The 1,250-nt window shown below is 70.2% G+C and carries 1 protein-coding gene; it reads left to right on the top strand.

Annotated elements, in window-relative coordinates:
* On the top strand, positions 1-1,250 hold a 1,250-nt coding region (locus AC5P1B_RS35625), incomplete at both ends, for a polyketide synthase dehydratase domain-containing protein (protein WP_493892184.1).

Genomic DNA, 1,250 nt, shown 5'->3' with positions numbered 1-1,250 from the left:
GTGGCGTGGGAGCAGGTACTGGCCGGGGAAGACGTGCGGCGGGTGGAGCTGCCCACCTACGCCTTCCAACGCCAGCGTTACTGGCTCACTGCCGCGGCCGGGGCCGGGGCCGGGGCCGGGGCCGGGGTGGGGGATATGGCGGCGGCGGGGTTGGAGGTCACCGGGCATCCGCTGCTGCAAGCCGCCGTCCCGGTGGCCGAGGGGGACCGGTACCTGTTCACCGGACGCCTCTCCCTGACCACCCACCCCTGGCTGGCCGACCACACCATCTTCGACACCGTCCTGCTCCCCGGCACCGCCTTCGTCGAACTCGCCCTCCACGCCGGCACCCACACCCACTGCCCCCACATCAAAGAACTCACCCTCCACACCCCACTGATCCTCACCGAGGACGCCACCACCCAACTCCAACTCACCCTCAACCCACCCGACACCAACAACCACCGCACCCTGACCATCCACTCCCGCCCCCACCCCAACCCCACACCCTCAGAACACCCCCAACCCGACACCGACGCAGCACCCCCGGCCTGGACCCACCACGCCACCGCCACCCTCACCCCCACCCCCACGGCTGCGGCTGCGGCTGCGGCTGCGGCCAGTCCCCCGGATGACTGCTGGCCCCCGGCCGGTGCCCGGCCCATCGACCTCACCGGCCTCTACCCCCGCCTGGCCGCCGCCGGCTTCGACTACGGACCCCTCTTCCAAGGACTCCACACCGCCTGGCACCACGAACAGCACCTCTACGCCGAAATCACCCTCCCCCACCCCCACACCCCCCACACCCCCACCTACCTCCTCCACCCCGCACTCCTCGACACCACCCTCCACACACTCGGACTGCAGGGCCCCGATGACCACCCGCAGGGTGAAGCCATTCCGAGTCGTGTCCCCTTCCGCTGGAGCGGAGTGTCCGTGCACACCGCGGGTGCCGATACCGTGCGTGTCCGCGTTACCCCAACTGCCCCGGACACGGTCACCATCACCCTGACCGACACCACCGGGACGCCCGTCGCCACCATCGAGGGCCTCACCACCCGACCCCTCACCCCCGAACAACTCACAACCACCCAACCCACCACCCCCCACCAACACCTCTACCACCTCCAATGGACCCCCCAACCACCCACAACCCCCACCACCGCAACCACCGCAACCACCGCAACCACCGCAACCACCGCAACCACCGCTACTTCATCCTCCGGGGAACGCTGGGCCATCATCGGCGACGACCCCCTCGACCTCGCCAC

Source organism: Streptomyces sp. A01, from assembly GCF_059026195.1.
The sequence above is the reverse complement of the archived record's forward strand: the minus strand, read 5'-3'. Positions and strand labels throughout refer to the sequence as shown.